Annotated in this window: 16 protein-coding genes; 7 read left to right on the top strand and 9 right to left on the bottom strand. The window is 60.9% G+C overall.

Annotated elements, in window-relative coordinates; translation table 11 throughout:
* The first annotated feature begins 147 nt into the window (after positions 1–147).
* From CKW09_RS18310 to CKW09_RS18295, 4 genes are all read left to right on the top strand, one after another.
* Positions 148–2,316, top strand: coding sequence for an ABC transporter permease subunit (locus tag CKW09_RS18310; RefSeq protein ID WP_095098703.1), 2,169 nt, complete (start codon positions 148–150; stop codon positions 2,314–2,316).
* Complete coding sequence (gene pstA, locus CKW09_RS18305; RefSeq protein WP_061796622.1) at positions 2,313–3,962, top strand: phosphate ABC transporter permease PstA; 1,650 nt, start codon at positions 2,313–2,315, stop codon at positions 3,960–3,962. Before CKW09_RS18310 ends, pstA begins: the two co-directional genes overlap by 4 nt.
* Positions 3,963–3,990: 28 nt before the next feature.
* Positions 3,991–4,803 (top strand): phosphate ABC transporter ATP-binding protein PstB, encoded by an 813-nt coding sequence (gene pstB, locus CKW09_RS18300; protein WP_061796624.1) that lies wholly within the window; start codon positions 3,991–3,993, stop codon positions 4,801–4,803.
* A 276-nt stretch (positions 4,804–5,079) separates the two neighbouring features.
* Positions 5,080–5,883 carry a hypothetical protein gene (locus CKW09_RS18295; RefSeq protein ID WP_095098700.1) on the top strand — a complete coding sequence of 268 codons (804 nt, stop codon included), beginning with the start codon at positions 5,080–5,082 and terminating at the stop codon, positions 5,881–5,883.
* Positions 5,884–5,913: 30 nt separating this feature from the next.
* On the opposite strand, the gene CKW09_RS18290 is transcribed toward CKW09_RS18295, so the two are convergent.
* From CKW09_RS18290 to purM, 4 genes are all read right to left on the bottom strand, one after another.
* Positions 5,914–6,129 carry a hypothetical protein gene (locus tag CKW09_RS18290; RefSeq protein ID WP_095098697.1) on the bottom strand — a complete coding sequence of 72 codons (216 nt, stop codon included), beginning with the start codon at positions 6,127–6,129 and terminating at the stop codon, positions 5,914–5,916.
* Positions 6,130–6,328: 199 nt separating this feature from the next.
* Positions 6,329–6,883 carry a spermidine N1-acetyltransferase gene (gene speG / locus CKW09_RS18285; protein WP_061796628.1) on the bottom strand — a complete coding sequence of 185 codons (555 nt, stop codon included), beginning with the start codon at positions 6,881–6,883 and terminating at the stop codon, positions 6,329–6,331.
* Positions 6,884–6,996: 113 nt separating this feature from the next.
* Positions 6,997–7,635: a phosphoribosylglycinamide formyltransferase gene (gene purN / locus CKW09_RS18280; protein WP_095098694.1), complete on the bottom strand. Its 639-nt coding sequence runs from the start codon at positions 7,633–7,635 to the stop codon at positions 6,997–6,999.
* Positions 7,635–8,672: a phosphoribosylformylglycinamidine cyclo-ligase gene (gene purM, locus CKW09_RS18275; RefSeq protein WP_095098691.1), complete on the bottom strand. Its 1,038-nt coding sequence runs from the start codon at positions 8,670–8,672 to the stop codon at positions 7,635–7,637. The genes purN and purM overlap by 1 nt, the downstream gene beginning before the upstream one ends.
* Before the next feature lie 255 nt (positions 8,673–8,927).
* On the opposite strand from purM, the gene upp reads away from it, so the two are divergent.
* Together upp and uraA are read left to right on the top strand one after the other, a co-directional pair.
* A complete protein-coding gene (gene upp, locus CKW09_RS18270; protein ID WP_006316899.1) occupies positions 8,928–9,554 on the top strand; it encodes a uracil phosphoribosyltransferase in 627 nt (208 codons plus the stop codon).
* A gap of 131 nt (positions 9,555–9,685) precedes the next feature.
* Positions 9,686–10,975, top strand: coding sequence for a uracil permease (uraA, locus tag CKW09_RS18265; RefSeq protein WP_061796632.1), 1,290 nt, complete (start codon positions 9,686–9,688; stop codon positions 10,973–10,975).
* Positions 10,976–11,024: 49 nt separating this feature from the next.
* Here uraA and CKW09_RS18260 read toward each other — a convergent pair whose 3' ends face one another.
* From CKW09_RS18260 to CKW09_RS24760, 3 genes are all read right to left on the bottom strand, one after another.
* Positions 11,025–11,273, bottom strand: a complete 249-nt coding sequence (locus tag CKW09_RS18260; RefSeq protein WP_004951888.1) for a GlsB/YeaQ/YmgE family stress response membrane protein — start codon at positions 11,271–11,273, stop codon at positions 11,025–11,027.
* 39 nt (positions 11,274–11,312) lie between these two features.
* On the bottom strand, positions 11,313–11,828 hold the full coding sequence (locus tag CKW09_RS18255; protein WP_061796633.1) for a hypothetical protein: 516 nt from the start codon (positions 11,826–11,828) through the stop codon (positions 11,313–11,315).
* A 155-nt stretch (positions 11,829–11,983) separates the two neighbouring features.
* The gene (locus tag CKW09_RS24760) at positions 11,984–12,121 is read right to left on the bottom strand and encodes a hypothetical protein (protein ID WP_157079227.1); all 138 of its coding nucleotides are present in this window, start codon (positions 12,119–12,121) and stop codon (positions 11,984–11,986) included.
* Between CKW09_RS24760 and hda the strand changes: the two genes are divergently transcribed.
* Positions 12,091–12,792 (top strand): DnaA inactivator Hda, encoded by a 702-nt coding sequence (gene hda, locus CKW09_RS18250; RefSeq protein ID WP_061796634.1) that lies wholly within the window; start codon positions 12,091–12,093, stop codon positions 12,790–12,792. The two genes, CKW09_RS24760 and hda, sit on opposite strands and share 31 nt — an antisense overlap.
* A gap of 43 nt (positions 12,793–12,835) precedes the next feature.
* Here the strand turns inward: hda and arsC are convergent, their stop codons facing one another.
* Together arsC and bepA are read right to left on the bottom strand one after the other, a co-directional pair.
* Complete coding sequence (gene arsC / locus CKW09_RS18245) at positions 12,836–13,189, bottom strand: arsenate reductase (glutaredoxin) (RefSeq protein WP_061796684.1); 354 nt, start codon at positions 13,187–13,189, stop codon at positions 12,836–12,838.
* Between the two features lie 20 nt (positions 13,190–13,209).
* Positions 13,210–14,679, bottom strand: coding sequence for a beta-barrel assembly-enhancing protease (bepA, locus tag CKW09_RS18240; RefSeq protein ID WP_061796636.1), 1,470 nt, complete (start codon positions 14,677–14,679; stop codon positions 13,210–13,212).
* Positions 14,680–14,976 lie beyond the last annotated feature (297 nt).

Genomic DNA, 14,976 nt, shown 5'->3' with positions numbered 1-14,976 from the left:
CAATATATTCGCGGCATATTGCCCCCGGGCAGTGGAAAATGCTCAGGGCGAATCGGGCAAGTTTGTCATGCAAACGTCACAAAACTGACATAAGATGCCCGGTTATCTTACGGCGCAAGCCCGGTTCCATCAGCGACAGCGAGAGACATGGCACAGACTACGGTAAATCAACATCCCCGGGATCGCTTGCGCGGGCGCATCGACCGTGGCGTGCAGGCGGCGGTGACCGTCAGCGGGCTGCTGGTGCTGATGACGCTGATGCTGATCTTCGTGTATCTGCTGTTTGCGGTGCTGCCGCTGTTCAAACCGGCGTCGATGGGCCAGGCGCAGCCGCTGCCGATCCAGGCCGCTGCGCCGGCGCTGGCGCTGGGCATGGACGTGCAGCAGCGCATCGGTTATCGCATCGATGCCCGGGGCGACGGCCAGTTCTATCGCCTCGCGCCGCCGCAGGGCAAAACCGCCGAACCCTTGGCTCGGCAGGGGCTGCTGGCCAAACCGACGCTGCTCAGCCAGGCGGCCGGCGAACGCGACCTGTTTGCGCTGGCGCAGGCCGATGGCCGGGTTGTGGTGGCGCAGGCGGATTTCGCCGCGGCGGAAACCGCGCTGCCGCGGTGGGCGTTCCCGCTCGGCCAGCGGCCGCTGCCGCTGGACAAACAGGGGCGAGCGCTGAAGTTGCTGTCGTTGGCGCAGGCGCAGCGCGGCCAGTATTTGCTGGCCGGCGTGACGCAAGACAACCGCCTGGTCTTCGGCCGCTTTAGCCCCGATCGGGCGCCGCAGCTGAGCGCGTTTGCGCTGGAAGGCGGCGCGCAGCAGCTGGTGCTGACGCCGGACGGCCGCCAGCTGTACCTGTTGGCGGGTAACCGGCTGGCGCGCTATCAGATCAGCGGCGCACAGCTGGCGCTGCGCGAAACGCGGGTGCTCGGCGAACACCCGCCCTATCGAATGACGGCGTTGCCCGGCGGCAGCGCGTTGCTGATCGCCGGCGCCGACGGCAAGGTGCGCGAATGGTTCGATGTGGAAAAGGACCGGCGTTGGCAACTGATCCCGGTGCAGCATTTCAATCACCCGGCGATGGCGCAGGAGCTGCTGGTGGCCGAGCCGTACCGGCGGGTGTTCGCCACCCTGCGGCCCGACGGCGGTTTTTCGCTGTTTTCCAGCATTCAATCCCAGCCGCTGCTGAATGCGCGGCTCGGCGGCGAGGCGACGCAGATGGCGTTTGCGCCGCGCGGCGACGGGCTGCTGCTGGAAACCGCCCAGGGCTGGCAACGCTACGCCCTCGATAACCCGTATCCGGATGTCACCTGGCGTTCGCTGTGGGGCAAGGTGTGGTACGAGAACTACCCGCAGCCGGCCTATGTCTGGCAGTCCACCTCCGGCGAAGACAGCTACCAGCCCAAGTTCAGCCTGATGCCGGTGATTTTCGGCACTTTCAAGGCGGCGGGCTATGCGATGCTGTTCGCCATTCCGCTGGCGCTGGCCGGCGCAATGTACACCGCCTACTTTATGACGCCGGCGCTGCGCCGGGTGATCAAACCCGCCATCGAAGTGATGGGCGCGCTGCCGACGGTGGTGATCGGCCTGGTGGCCGGCATTTGGCTGGCGCCGGTGATCGAACACTATTTGCTGGCGATGCTGGCGCTGCCATTGCTGCTGGCCGCGGCGGTGCTGCTGTGCGGCGGAGCGGTCAACCGCCTGGCGCCGCGCCGCCGGCCGGGCGGCGATCTGGTGATCCTGCTGCCGTTGCTGGCGCTGACCGTCTGGCTGGCGTTCGGCATCGGGCCGTGGCTGGAAGTGGCGCTGTTCGGCGAGCCGCTGCATTTCTGGCTGGGGGACGACTACGATCAGCGCAACGCGCTGGTGGTGGGGGTGGCGATGGGCTTCGCGCTGGTGCCGATCATCTTCTCGCTGGCGGAGGACGCGCTGTTCAGCGTGCCCGCCACCCTGAGCCAGGGATCGCTGGCGTTGGGGGCGACCCAGTGGCAAACCGTGGTGCGGGTGGTGCTGCCTTCGGCCAGCGCCGGCATTTTCTCCGCGCTGATGATCGGCTTTGGCCGCGCGGTGGGGGAAACCATGATAGTGCTGATGGCCACCGGCAATACGCCGATCATCGACGGCAGCCTGTTCCAGGGGCTGCGCGCGCTGGCGGCCAATATTGCGATCGAGATGCCGGAGGCGGTCTCCGGCAGCAGCCATTACCGCGTGCTGTTCCTCACCGCGCTGGTGCTGTTTATCTTCACCTTTGTGTTCAACACGCTGGCGGAGGCGGTGCGCCTGCGGCTGCGCAAACGCTATACCCCCAATCAGGAGGCGCCGTGAGAGCCTGGGTGAGAAGCGGTTCGCCGTGGGTATGGCTGACCGCCGGATCGGTCGCCGTCAGCCTGCTGGCGCTGATCGGCATCATGCTGCTGCTGGCCGGGCAGGGGATGCGCTATTTTTGGCCCAGCCCGGTGTATCAGTTTGAGCTGAACCAGAGCGCCGCCGGGCCGGTGACGGTGATCGGCGAGCTGTATCAGCAGCAGGACATCTCGCGCCGGCAGTTGGCCGAGTCCGGCGTAACGCCGCCGGATGGGGCGCAGAACCTGGTGCGCTATCTGATCAAGGTGGGCAACCGCGAGCGTGAGGGGCAGGATTTCCGCACGCTGCTGGCCAGCGACATTCGCCGCCAGAGCGCGCCGCGCGACCTGCTGGTGCTGGAACGCAACAGCAACGGCACCGCCTATGGTTATCTGGCGGGCCTGCTGGAGGACGGGCAGCCGCTGACCGGCCGCAATCTCGGCCAGGCGCTGCAGCAGCGTCTGCCGCAGATCGCCGCGCTGTCGCGCCAGGCGCACGATATCCAGTTCCGCGACATGGCGCGCATCAATCAGCGGTTCGATACGCTGCGGCTGCGTGAAAAGCGCCTGCGGCAGGACGATAAGCTGGATGCCCGCGCTCAGGCGTCGATCAAGGCCGAAAGGCTGGAGCTGCGGCGCCAGTACCGCGCGCTGGCCGATCGGCTGAGCGGGCTGAATCGCGATCGCCAACGCGATGCGCTGCTGCTGCGCGATATGCACGGCCAGACGCTGACCATTCCGCTCAGCCAGGTGCGCGACGCCTGGTACCCGAACGCCATGAGCGCCACGCAGAAGCTGGTTCACTGGGGCAGTCAGGTGAAGAAATTCCTCAGCGACAGCCCGCGCGAGGCCAATACCGAAGGCGGGGTGTTCCCGGCGATCTTCGGCACCGTGCTGATGGTGATCCTGATGTCGATCGTGGTGATGCCGTTCGGCGTGATCGCCGCCGTGTATCTGCACGAATATGCCGGCAACAACCTGTTGACCCGGCTGATCCGCATCGCGGTGGTCAACCTGGCCGGCGTGCCGTCGATTGTCTACGGCGTGTTTGGCCTCGGCTTTTTTGTTTATATGATTGGCGGCACGCTCGACCAGCTGTTCTATCCTGAATCCTTGCCCAACCCGACCTTCGGCACCCCCGGGGTGCTGTGGGCGGCGCTGACGCTGGCGCTGCTGACGCTGCCGGTGGTGATCGTCGCCACCGAGGAAGGGCTGTCGCGCATTCCCGCCGCGCTGCGTCAGGGCTCGATGGCGCTGGGCGCCAGCCGCGCCGAAACGCTGTGGCGCATCGTGTTGCCGATGGCGGCGCCGGCGATGATGACCGGTTTGATCCTGGCGGTGGCGCGCGCCGCCGGCGAAACCGCGCCGCTGATGCTGGTGGGCGTGGTGAAGTCGGTGCCGGTGCTGCCGGTGGACGATATTTTCCCGTATCTGCATCTGGAGCGGAAGTTTATGCACCTCAGCTTCCAGATCTACGATATGGCGTTCCAGAGCCCCAGCGTGGAGGCGGCGCGGCCGCTGGTGTTCGCCACCGCCTTTCTGCTGGTGACGATCGTGGTGGGCTTGAATCTGGCGGCGATGGGCATCCGCCATTCGTTGAGGGAGAAGTACAGGGCATGGTCGCAGTAACGATGACGCTATTCTTGGGGAGTGCGTAATGGGTTTGATGACGCCAGGCAGTTTGCCCCGGCTGGATGTCCAGCATTTGGATGATGAACAGACCGCGCTGGCGGTCAATGGCCTGAACCTGTTCTATGGTGAAAAACAGGTGCTGCACGACGTTTCGCTGCGCATCCCGAAGCACCGGGTGACGGCCTTGATCGGCCCTTCGGGCTGCGGAAAATCGACGCTGCTGCGCTGCTTCAACCGCATGAACGATCTGGTGGACAACTGCCGCATCGAGGGGGATTTGCAGCTCGACGGCGCGCCGATCTCCGGCACGCAAATCGACGTTGCGGCGCTGCGGCGGCGGGTGGGCATGGTGTTCCAGCGGCCGAACCCCTTCCCGAAGTCAATCTATGAAAACGTGGTGTACGGCCTGCGCCTGCAGGGCGTGCGCGATCGGCGCCTGCTGGACGAGGCGGTGGAACGATCGCTGCGCGCCGCCGCGCTGTGGCACGAAGTGAAGGACCGGCTGCGCGAAAACGCCTTCCGGCTTTCCAGCGGCCAGCAGCAGCGGCTGGTGATCGCCCGGGCTATCGCCATCGAGCCGGAGGTGCTGCTGCTCGACGAGCCGACCTCGGCGCTGGATCCGATCTCCACCCTGACCATCGAAGAGCTGATCTCGGCGCTGAAGCAGCGCTACAGCGTGGTGCTGGTGACGCACAACATGCAGCAGGCGGCGCGCGTTTCCGATTACACCGCCTTTATTCACCAGGGCCGGCTGGTGGAGTACAACGATACCGACGCCATTTTCACTTCGCCGCGCCAGCGCCGCACCGAGGATTATATTACCGGGCGCTACGGTTGAAGGAGGCGGCGAAGACCCGAGGGTTTTCGCCGCGCAGCGGCGATAAAAATCCGGCCGGCATAACGGGCCCTCGGAGGTGAAAGAACGATTATATTGCTTACAGCCTCCGCGTTATTAATGCTATATAGGTAGCGCTCGCCAATAGTTCAGCTTTTGGTGCGGCATTTATTTATATTTGTTTTCTTGTTATTAATCACCTCAATTATTGATTACTATTATGTTATTTATTTTTGTGGTCGATGAATGGATGCCTATTTATATAAGGAAGATATAAGCATGAATATTGATGAAAATTATATTAAAGAGTTATCCCTCCTGTTATTGCCTATGCTGATCTCTGCGGCGGCATGGTGGTTTTTACGTTGGTTAAAGGGATATGATTCCCGGCGAAATTGCCGGTTCGATCGCGTCAGCGATGCGAAACGCCTGTCGGCGTTGGCGCGTATTCAGGCGCTGCGCGACTGGCCGCAGAACGATATGACGCTGCTGCAAACCAGGGCGCAGTATGAAAGCATTGGCATTCGCCTGCCGGTATGGGTGGCGCACCAGCTGGTGGATTATCTGGGGCGCGCTTCCACGGCATTGGGTGACCGGGATCTTAACTGCTTCCTGCGCCGCGTTTCGCTTACCCTGACCCAGTACGGCGTGTTCACGCTGGATGCCAATCGGCTGCGGCGCCAGCGCGTTTCGCTGATGCTGTTCCTGATCGTCAGCGCGCTGGCTATCGCCTGCGGTTTCTATATCACCGTGCCTCCGTTGGGGGAAAGCGAAGCGACCGCCAGCAATAAGTTTTGGTTTTTATTCTTCTTTTTTGCCTACCTGATGATGGCGATTTTCGTCGTGGCCTGGTCGGTTAATGAATGGGAGTCCCTGCGTCGCGTCAAGGCTTTCTGGCAGAAATGGCGGCCCCATCTGTGCCAAAACGAAGCGGACTATCAGGCGCGTTGTCGGCACCAACGTGACGCGGCGGCTCAGGAAAGCGCAGCCGATATGGCGCTGGAGCCCATCGTCGACTTGCCGCCCGCCAGAAAGCCGCAGCGTGGATGGCTGATGCGCATGTTGGGCAAGAAAGATAAATAACCCATAAGGGCCATATCAGGCAGATGGCCCTTAACGAGCTTTACCGCTCAGCCGCAACACCAAACCCACCAACAGCAATGTGGCTCCCGAGGCATAGAGCGGGAACCAGCGTGCCCACCAGAGTGTGGAAAACAGCGACGCGCTATTGGGTGCAGCGGTCGTGTAGCCGCTATAGATATTCAGAGCGGCGGCTATGGCGAACATCGCCAGGCCGATAAAAAGAAGCAGGTTTGAGGCTGTAGTCATTTAATTTGTCCTTGGTAGGGGAATGCAGCGGTGAACTCTTATTATCACCATTAATTTTTTTGATTAATTATCTCGGTTAAATATTATGTTTTCGTTTCTCGGTAAGCCGTTTTCTGGCGAAAATGTCCCCTTGGATACTAGCGAGTTATTCGCCAATAAAAAACCCGCTTGCGCGGGTTTTTCTTTTTCATGTTCACTGTCATTTAACCAGCGTTTTATCGCCGGTCTGCGTTTTGAACTTCGCCAGATACTGCGGCTGGAAGATGCACATGCGCAGCACGGTGCGGTATTCGCCGTTGACGAAGAACTCGTCGATCAGTTCGCCTTCCACGTTGAAGCCCAGCTTGCTGTAGATGTGGATCGCCTTGGGGTTTTCCTTGTCGACGATCAGGTACAGCTTGTACAGGTTCAGCACCGAGAAGCCGTAGTCCATCGCCAGGCGGGCGGCGGTGCTGGCGTAGCCTTTGCCCTGGTGGGCAGGATCGATGATGATCTGGAATTCCGCGCGGCGGTGGATGTGGTCGATCTCCACCAGTTCCACCAGCCCGACCTTGGCGCCTTCGTGCTCGATGATAAAGCGCCGCTCGCTTTGATCGTGAATGTGCTTGTCGTAGAGATCGGAAAGCTCGACAAAGGCTTCGTAGGGTTCTTCAAACCAATAGCGCATGACGCTGGCGTTGTTGTCCATTTGATGGACGAACGCCAGATCGTCCCGTTCCAGTGGGCGCAATCTGACGCTGGCAGTGCTGGACATGTGTGCTCCTCTATGTCGTGAAATTGCGCAAAGTATAACCTCAGGGCCGGCATTGCGGCGAAAAAAAACGGCGCCGTGAGGGGCGCCGTTTAGCGGGGGTTCAGGTTGCGCCGTCAGTCGGCGGCGTGGCCCTGCGCCGGCAGGCGTTCGCCGTCCAGCCAGGCGGCGCCTTCACGCATCATTAGGCGGCCTTCGACGAACCAGTTCACCACCAGCGGGTAGAGAGTGTGCTCCTGGGCCTGCACCCGTTCGATCACCTCATCTTCCTCGTCGCCGGGGAAGATAGGCACCTTGGCCTGCAGGATCACCGGGCCGCCGTCGAGCTGTTCGGTAACGAAGTGCACCGAGGTACCGTGTTCGCCGTCGCCGTTGTCTATGGCCTGCCGATGGGTATGCAAACCGGGGTATTTCGGCAGCAGGGAAGGGTGGATGTTCAGCATGCGCCCGGCATAACGCTGAACGAACTGCGGGCTGAGGATGCGCATGTAGCCGGCCAACACCACCAGGCTGGGCTGGTATTGGTCGATGGCGTCCGCCAGCGCCGCGTCGAACGCCGCGCGATCTTCATAGGCTTTGGGATCCAGCGCGTGGGCGGCAATGCCTGCCGCCGCGGCGCGCTGCAGGCCGTAAGCCTGCGCCTTGTTGCTGAATACCGCCGCGATCTCGGCGGCGATCCGGCCCTGCTGGCAGGCGTCAATCAGCGCCTGGAGATTGCTCCCCTGGCCGGAGACCAACACCACGATCTTTTTCATCAGTTGATGACCACTTGCTGTTCGTCAGAAGAAGCGGTCAGTTTACCGATCTTCCAGGCTTTTTCACCTGCCGCGGTCAGCAGCGCGATGGCCGCCTCCACTTCGCTTTCCGGCAGGGCGATAACCATGCCCACGCCGCAGTTGAAGGTACGGTACATTTCATGGCGGCTGACGTTGCCGGCCTGCTGCAGCCAGTTGAACACCGCCGGCCACTGCCAGCTTGACTCGTCGATCACCGCCTGCATGCCTTCCGGCAGCACGCGCGGGATGTTCTCCCAGAAGCCGCCGCCGGTCAGGTGGGCGATGGCGTGCACGTCAACTTTCTCGATCAGTTCCAGCACCGATTTCACGTAAATCTTGGTGGGCGCCAGCAGGTGGTCCGCCAGCGGTTTGCCTGCCAGATCGGTGGCGGTCGGGTCGGTGTTGCTGACCTCGAGGATTTTGCGCACCAGCGAATAGCCGTTGGAGTGCGGGCCGGAGGCGCCGAGGGCGATCAGCGCGTCGCCGGACTGCACCTTGCTGCCGTCGATGATTTCCGATTTCTCGACCACGCCGACGCAAAAGCCGGCCACGTCGTAGTCTTCGCCGTGGTACATGCCCGGCATTTCGGCGGTTTCGCCGCCCACCAGCGCGCAGCCGGACTGCTTGCAGCCTTCGGCGATGCCGGTGATGACGCTGGCGGCGGTGTCCACGTCCAGCTTGCCGGTGGCGTAGTAATCGAGGAAGAACAGCGGCTCAGCGCCCTGCACCACCAGATCGTTCACGCACATCGCGACCAGATCGATGCCGATGGTGTCGTGACGTTTCAGGTCCATCGCCAGACGCAGCTTGGTGCCTACGCCGTCGGTACCGGAAACCAGCACCGGCTCGCGGTATTTCTGCGGCAACGCACACAGGGCGCCAAAACCGCCCAGACCACCCATCACTTCCGGGCGGCGGGTCTGTTTAACTACACCTTTGATGCGATCTACCAATGCGTTGCCAGCATCGATATCGACACCTGCGTCTTTATAGCTGAGAGAGGTTTTGTCGGTCACTGCGCGATCCCCACGACGGTTTGCGGTTTGAAAACTGTGCTTCCGATGTTGATTCCGGAAAAAGGCGCGGCAATTCTAACAGCGCAGGCAAACGTTTGCGAGCGGCTTGTGAGGCAGCTCCGCTTTTTCGTCATCTATACTGATATTCAAACTTTTGTTGATCCCGATCGGGCTATTGTGGGTGGCGCGACCAAAAAAAGGAGGTATAATCCCGCGATTTTTTTGGCCGTCAACCGCCTTAATAGGAGAAAAATGATGAAGATCGTTGAGGTGAAACACCCGCTGGTAAAACACAAGCTTGGCCTGATGCGCGAAAATGACATCAGCACCAAACGCTTCCGTGAGCTGGCCTCAGAAGTGGGTAGTTTGCTGACCTATGAAGCGACCGCCGATCTGGAGACGGAGAAAGTCACCATCGAAGGCTGGTGCGGGCCGGTTGAAATCGACCAGATCAAAGGGAAAAAAATTACCGTCGTGCCGATCCTGCGCGCCGGCCTGGGCATGATGGAAGGGGTGCTGGAGCACGTGCCGAGCGCGCGCATCAGCGTGGTCGGCGTTTACCGCGACGAAGAGACCCTGGAACCGGTGCCGTACTTCCAAAAGCTGGTGTCCAACATCGAAGAGCGCCTGGCGTTGGTCGTCGACCCGATGCTGGCCACCGGCGGCTCGATGATCGCCACTATCGATCTGCTGAAGAAAGCCGGCTGCAACAGCATCAAGGTGCTGGTGCTGGTGGCGGCGCCGGAAGGCATCGCCGCGCTGGAGAAGGCGCACCCGGACGTGGAGCTGTACACCGCCTCTATCGATCAGTGCCTCAACGAAAAAGGTTACATCGTGCCGGGCCTGGGTGATGCGGGCGACAAGATATTTGGTACCAAGTAACCCATTAGCCGACTTTAATCAGTCGGCTTTTTTATGCGCTTCGTCTTTCAAGCTACCTGGCCGTAACTTGAAATCCATTGAGCATAGATAACTAAGCTTGCATCACCAATAACGATTAAAGGAAAGCACACATGACCCGTCGCGCCATTGGCGTCAGCGAGCGGCCGCCGCTGCTCCAGACCATACCGCTCAGCTTCCAGCACCTGTTCGCCATGTTCGGCGCCACGGTGCTGGTGCCGATCCTGTTCAAGATCAACCCGGCGACGGTGCTGTTGTTCAACGGCGTCGGCACGCTGCTGTACCTGTTTATCTGCAAGGGCAAGATCCCGGCTTACCTCGGCTCCAGCTTCGCGTTCATTTCGCCGGTGCTGCTGCTGTTGCCGCTGGGCTATGAGGTGGCGCTGGGCGGTTTCATCATGTGCGGCGTGCTGTTCTGCCTGGTGGCGCTGATTGTGAAGAAGGCCGGCACCGGCTGGCTGGACGTGATGTTCCCGCCGGCGGCGATGGGGGCGATAGTCGCCGTTATCGGCCTGGAGCTGGCGGGCGTGGCGGCCAATATGGCGGGCCTGTTGCCGGCGGACGGCGCCAGCGCAGACCCCACCACCATCACCATTTCGCTGGTGACGCTGGGGGTGACGGTATTGGGCTCGGTGCTGTTCCGCGGTTTCCTGGCGATCATTCCTATTCTGATCGGCGTGCTGGTGGGCTACGCGCTGTCGTTCTTTATGGGCGTGGTGGATTTGACCCCGATTCGTGAAGCGCACTGGTTCGCGCTGCCGACCTTCTACACCCCGCGCTTCGAGTGGTTCGCCATCTTCACCATCCTGCCGGCGGCGCTGGTGGTGATCGCCGAACACGTCGGCCACCTGGTGGTGACCGCCAACATCGTCAAAAAAGACCTGATCCGCGATCCGGGCCTGCATCGCTCGATGTTCGCCAACGGCATCTCGACGGTGATTTCCGGCTTCTTTGGTTCGACCCCCAACACCACCTACGGCGAAAACATCGGCGTAATGGCGATCACCAAGGTCTACAGCACCTGGGTAATCGGCGGCGCGGCGATCCTGGCTATCCTGCTGTCCTGCGTCGGCAAGCTGGCGGCGGCGATCCAGGCGGTGCCGGTGCCGGTGATGGGCGGCGTGTCGCTGTTGCTGTACGGGGTGATCGGCGCTTCGGGCATCCGCGTGCTGATCGAATCCAAGGTGGATTACAACAAGGCGCAAAACCTGATCCTGACCTCGGTGATCCTGATCATCGGCGTGAGCGGCGCCAAGGTGCATATCGGCGCGGCGGAGCTGAAGGGCATGGCGCTGGCGACTATCGTCGGCATCGGCCTCAGCCTGTTGTTCAAGGTCATCAGCCTCTATCGCAAGGAAGAGGAGGTGATCGACGCGCCGGACGAGTCGGCGGAGCCGAAGTAAACAAAAGGGCAGCCGATGGCTGCCCTTTTTAATGCGGAATGCGCAGGTATCAGCTGCGGATTTTGCGGTATACGAACAGCACCACGATGGCGCCGATAACCGCGACCACGAAGCTGCCGAAGTTGAAACCGTCAACTTTGCCGTAGCCGAAGAAGGTGCTGATATAGCCGCCGACCACGGCGCCCACGATCCCCAATACGATGGTCAGAATAAAGCCGCCGCCGTCTTTGCCCGGCATAATCCATTTAGCCAAAATACCGGCGATCAGGCCGAAAATAATCCAGGAAATAATTCCCATTTACTGCTCCTCTCTATTGCTGTTGCTACTGAGTGTTGATTACTGCTGGGTGGCCGGCTGCGCGTCGTTGCCGTTCGCGCCGTCGACGTCATTCTTCAACGCTTCCGCTTGGTTTTCAGCGCTGTTTTTGATGGCTTCGGTTTTCGCCTTGGCCCGTTCGGTCAGATCGTTGGCGCCGCTGATGGCATCATTTTTGATGCTCTTGGCCTGGTCGACCAACTGCTGGCTCTGCTTGCCGGCGTCATCCCTGAGGGCGGCGGCCTTGGCCTTGGCGTCGTTGGTGATGGCGTCGGCCTGCTTGGCGGCGTCGTCCTTGATGGCGGACGCCTTGTCTTTCAGCTGATCCGCCTGCGTGGCGGCTTCTTTCTTGATTTCTTCGGCCGTCGCTTTCGCTTTGTCCGTCAGATCGTCCGCTTTTTTCTGAGCGGCGTCTTTCATCTGCTCTGCGCTGTCTTTGGCTTTATCCAGGTTGGCGTCAACCTTGGACGAGTCATCACAGCCGGCAACCAACAACCCAATAATTGAGGCCAAAAGCACTTTATTCCATACTTTCATCGTCTATGTCCTTGAAGAAACCTTGTTGATGGTGATTGCGTTTCGCCCCCCTATACTAGGACAGGTTTGCGTTAAATTACAAATTTCGCCCGCTATGGCAGAGGGTTAGCGGTCGATGTCCGCTGCTTATTTCATCGCTTGGCGGCCGGCAACCTTTAGCCATCGTTCATTATTGCGGCATAAAATCCTGCCGGTTCAACAGCGCCGGTTTTCTGTGTTAAACTGAGCGCGTTTTCCTGCCAGTTTTGGTTGAGGTGCTTTTCTGAATACGCCGGCACAGCTTTCACTGCCACTTTATCTTCCCGATGATGAGACTTTCGCCAGTTTTTATCCGGGCGAGAACCCATCCCTGTTAGCCGCGATCCAGTCTGCCGTCCGTCAGGAACATGGCAGCTATATCTATTTTTGGTCGCGCGAGGGCGGCGGGCGCAGCCATCTGCTGCATGCGGCCTGCGCCGAACTTTCGCAGCGGGGAGAAGCGGTGGGCTACGTGCCGCTGGACAAGCGCGCCTATTTCGTGCCCGAAGTGCTGGACGGCATGGAGCAGCTGGCGCTGGTGTGCATCGACAATATCGAGTGCATCGCCGGCGACGAAGAGTGGGAAATGGCGATCTTCAATCTCTACAACCGCATTCTGGAAACCGGCCGCACGCGGCTGTTCATTACCGGCGATCGCCCGCCGCGCCAGCTGAATCTGCATCTGCCGGATCTGGCGTCGCGTCTGGACTGGGGGCAGATTTACAAGCTGCAGCCGCTGTCGGACGAAGAGAAGCTGCTGGCGCTGCAGCTGCGCGGCAAGCTGCGCGGCTTCGAGCTGCCGGAGGACGTGGGGCGTTTCCTGCTGAAGCGGCTGGATCGCGAGATGCGTACGCTGTTCATGACGCTGGATCAGCTCGATCGCGCATCGATCACCGCCCAGCGCAAACTGACCATCCCGTTCGTCAAAGAGATCCTGGGGCTGTAAATATATTGGGCGCGATATTTATCTATCGCGCTCAAGAGTAACACTACAGGATTTCCAGCACCTGCTCCGGCGGCCGGCCGAGGCGCGCCTTGCCGCCGTTCACCACGATCGGGCGTTCGATCAGCTTCGGGTTGGCCACCATGGCGGCCAGCAGCTGCGGTTCGCTCAGGCTGGCGTCCGCCAGCTTCAATTCCTTGTACACCTCTTCTTTCTTGCGCATCAGATCGCGTGCGGAGCTGAAGCCCAGCGCGTTCAGCAGCTTTTGCAATTCGTCGGCCGACGGCGGGGTGTCCAGATACAGCACCACCCTGGGGTCAACGCCGTGCTGCTCCAGCAGCGCCAGCGTTTCGCGGCTTTTGGAGCAGCGCGGGTTGTGATAAATAGTGACGTTTTTCATGGCGTTCATTCCTTGTTAAATCAGCTGCGCTGGTACTGGCGGAAGCGTTGTTGCAGCTGGCGCAGCTGGTCGATGCGCGCATCGTAACGCGCCTGTTTCAGGCTGCCGAGCTTTTGCAGCGAACTGGCGTTGCTGAGCAGGCCGATGGCCTGATCGAGATTGCCGGTCAGCGCCAGGCTCTCGGCGCGGGCGGAGAGCTCTTCATCGCGCAGCCCTTGGGCGGCGCTGGCCTGCGCCAGCAGATCCCAACCGTTCGGATCGTCCGGATGGGCGAAGGTGTAGCGGTTGAGAATTTTCGACGCCTGGGCCGGCTGGTTGCCTTCAACGTAGGCGTTGGCCAGGTTGAGCTGCAGCACGCTGTTGCTGCTCTGGGCGGCGTTGGCGGCCTGCAGGCGGGCGATGGCCTGCGGCGCGCGTTTCTGACCGAGATCGATGTCGGTCATCAGATCGAGCAGCCAGACGTTTTTCGGCTCCTGCGTCAGCAGCGGCTGGATGATATTGCGCGCGTCATCGTACTTTTTCGCCTGATAGAACAGGATGGCGCGGCCGTATTTGGCGGCCATCTGCTCACGCACGTTGCCTTTGCCGTAGGTGGCGAGCAGTTCCTCCGTCAGCCCATAGCCTTCGGAGCTGTACATGCCCAGCGAACGCACCTTGGCCATCAGGTAATCCTGCGAGGACTGCACGATATGCTTCGGCATCTGGTTGGCGCGGTTGCGCGCATCGGAAAGCCGGCTGTCCGGCAAGGGGTGGGTCAGCAGCATTTCCGGCGGCTTGGAGGCGTAGCGCGACTGATCCGCCAGCTTCTGCAGGAAATCGGGCATCGCTTCCGGATCGAAACCGGCGCGCTGCAGCACCTGAATGCCGATGCGGTCCGCTTCCTGCTCGTTCGATTGGGTAAAGCTGATCATGCCCTGCTGGGTGCCGGCCAGGGTGCCGCTCAGCGCCGCCATGCCCATGGTCGGGTTAGCCATCGCCAGCAGAATGGAGCCGAGCGCGCCCACCCAGGTCAGCGGGGCGCTGCGCTGCTGGTCCTCCATCGCGCGCGCCAGGTGGCGCTGGGTGACGTGCGAAATTTCGTGCGCCAATACCGAAGCCAGCTGGCTTTCGTTTTCACTGACGCGGAACAGCGCGGAGTGCAGCACTACGTTGCCGCCGAAGAAGGCGAAGGCGTTGATCTCGTCGTTGCGCACCAGATAAAAGTGGAACGGAGTGCGCACCGAATAGGCGCTCGCCACCAGCCGGTTGCCCAGCTGATTGATGTATTGGGTCAGCAGCGGATCGTTAATCAACGGGGCGCTGGCGCGCAGTTGGCGAACGTAAAAGTCGCCCATCGCCAGCTCCTGACCGATGCTCAGCGTGCCGCCGGCGGAGGTGCCGATATCCGGCAGCTGATCCTGGCTCTCCGCCAGTGCCGGCGCCAACGCGCTGGCGTTGAGGGTGCCGAGCAACAGTACCGCTATCGCTGTTTTGGTCAACCGGATGGTCATAATCGGGCGTTTCCCTTAAATAGTCATCATCTAAGACGTCAGCATCAGGCAAGAGTTCTTCTTCCGTGCCGGGCTCACCGGTGCAATCCGCGCGAAAGTGCGTTGGCTCACAAAAATGTCCGCGTCACGGCGCCGTTTCAACAGATCACATCATAGTCAGCCGCAGGCCACAATGAAACTTTCGCTCGGGGTTAATCAGGCAAAAATGTTTTATTTTTCATTTCGGAATGCGCATCTCCCGGTTGCCGGAGGCGGGACCTCGCAAATAACAAAGACAAACCTTGTCCGCGTTTTATT

The organism is Serratia ficaria (assembly GCF_900187015.1).
Classification (GTDB): Bacteria; Pseudomonadota; Gammaproteobacteria; order Enterobacterales; family Enterobacteriaceae; genus Serratia; species Serratia ficaria.
The sequence above is the reverse complement of the archived record's forward strand: the minus strand, read 5'-3'. Positions and strand labels throughout refer to the sequence as shown.

Coding starts and splice junctions, on each gene's coding strand:
- CKW09_RS18310 (WP_095098703.1), top strand. CDS start 148: ATGGCACAGACTACGGTAAATCAACATCCCCGGGATCGCTTGCGCGGG.
- pstB (WP_061796624.1), top strand. CDS start 3,991: ATGGGTTTGATGACGCCAGGCAGTTTGCCCCGGCTGGATGTCCAGCAT.
- CKW09_RS18295 (WP_095098700.1), top strand. CDS start 5,080: ATGAATATTGATGAAAATTATATTAAAGAGTTATCCCTCCTGTTATTG.
- CKW09_RS18290 (WP_095098697.1), bottom strand. CDS start 6,129: ATGACTACAGCCTCAAACCTGCTTCTTTTTATCGGCCTGGCGATGTTC.
- speG (WP_061796628.1), bottom strand. CDS start 6,883: ATGTCCAGCACTGCCAGCGTCAGATTGCGCCCACTGGAACGGGACGAT.
- purN (WP_095098694.1), bottom strand. CDS start 7,635: ATGAAAAAGATCGTGGTGTTGGTCTCCGGCCAGGGGAGCAATCTCCAG.
- upp (WP_006316899.1), top strand. CDS start 8,928: ATGAAGATCGTTGAGGTGAAACACCCGCTGGTAAAACACAAGCTTGGC.
- uraA (WP_061796632.1), top strand. CDS start 9,686: ATGACCCGTCGCGCCATTGGCGTCAGCGAGCGGCCGCCGCTGCTCCAG.
- CKW09_RS18260 (WP_004951888.1), bottom strand. CDS start 11,273: ATGGGAATTATTTCCTGGATTATTTTCGGCCTGATCGCCGGTATTTTG.
- CKW09_RS18255 (WP_061796633.1), bottom strand. CDS start 11,828: ATGAAAGTATGGAATAAAGTGCTTTTGGCCTCAATTATTGGGTTGTTG.
- arsC (WP_061796684.1), bottom strand. CDS start 13,189: ATGAAAAACGTCACTATTTATCACAACCCGCGCTGCTCCAAAAGCCGC.
- bepA (WP_061796636.1), bottom strand. CDS start 14,679: ATGACCATCCGGTTGACCAAAACAGCGATAGCGGTACTGTTGCTCGGC.